General features: G+C 41.8%; 2 protein-coding genes. Both read right to left on the bottom strand.

Going from position 1 to position 1,281, the window contains the following annotated elements; genetic code table 11:
• Positions 1-33 precede the first annotated feature (33 nt).
• The gene (locus AC58QT_RS36005) at positions 34-894 is read right to left on the bottom strand and encodes an IS3 family transposase (RefSeq protein ID WP_497413128.1); all 861 of its coding nucleotides are present in this window, start codon (positions 892-894) and stop codon (positions 34-36) included.
• Positions 895-905: 11 nt separating this feature from the next.
• The gene (locus AC58QT_RS36000) at positions 906-1,202 is read right to left on the bottom strand and encodes a transposase (protein WP_310225880.1); all 297 of its coding nucleotides are present in this window, start codon (positions 1,200-1,202) and stop codon (positions 906-908) included.
• Between the last annotated feature and the right edge of the window lie 79 nt (positions 1,203-1,281).

Below are 1,281 nucleotides of genomic sequence, written 5' to 3'. Positions count from 1 at the left end.
TGCTCTTCTGTCAAGAAAGTGGACGTCACTAAGTTAAGCCACCTGCTGGTAGTATAGCTGCTCAAATTGAGCGGGAGATATGTAACCAATTGTGCTATTCGACCTTGTTCTGTTGTAAAAGAACTCAAGATACCTGTACAGCTTTTGCTGGGCTTCCTGTTTAGTCTTAAATTTAGGGTTACTGTAGATGAACTCGCGCTTCAAAATGCTATGAAATGCCTCAATACAAGCATTGTCATAACAGTTACCTTTACGACTCATACTCGGCGTTATCTCGTAGCTTTCTAGTTGACTGCGGTACTCCTTAGAGGCATATTGAGAGCCTCGGTCGGAATGGTGAATCAGGTCTTTACCAGGCTTTTTGACGCTATGAGCCTGTTTAAGTGCATCTAAGACGAGGTCTGTTGTCATTCGGTCGCTTAGTTTCCATCCAACAATTTGCTTCGTGTAGAGGTCCAGAATGCTTGCAAGGTAGAGCTTTCCTTGGCGACATGGAATGTAAGTAATATCGGCCACCCATTTTTCATTTGGCTTTGTTGCTGTAAAATCTTGCTGAAGGAGATTGGGAGCAATCGGCTGATCGTGTTTTGAATCCGTTGTTTGAACTCTAAATTTCCGTGCCATACAAGAACGCAGCCCTTGTTCGCGCATAATAAGGCCGACCGTCCGTTCCGAGACACACAGGCCTTCCTTCAAAAGTTCTTTGTGTATGCGTGGGCTGCCATAGATTTCATGCTTGAATTGAAAGTAATATTTAATACGATCTGTTATTTCTTTTTTGCGTTTGCACTGCTCAGAGACCTCAGTTACTCGCCATTTGTAATATCCGCTCTTGGAGACCTTTAACACTTTGCACATCTTCTCCAATCGAAACTCGGAGCGGTGATCTTCAATAAACTTAAACCTCAGTTCTTTTCTTTGCTGAAGATGTGCATGGCCTTTTTTAGAATTGCGATCTCTTCTTTCAAATCCTCAATTTCCCGTTTCTGATCGTCAATAAGCTGAGACTGTTCACGAAGGTTTTCCATTTTGTTCACAGGTTCATGATCGAACTCCCGATATTTCCCCAACCAGTTTCGTAGGGTACCAGGATTAATATTCAACTCATCGGCGATATGCTCGAGAGATTTCGTTTGCTCTTGCACATACTTTACAGCTTCACGTTTAAAAGTTTCATTATATCGTTGTCTTGAATCGCTCATGGACAAACACCTCTTAGTTCATAGTTAAGATTATTATTACTTCTACACTAAGAGACGTCCACTTTTTATTCTAGATGCA

It is taken from the genome of Paenibacillus sp. J31R109 (assembly GCF_059692055.1).
This window is presented reverse-complemented; position numbering and strand designations above follow the sequence as displayed.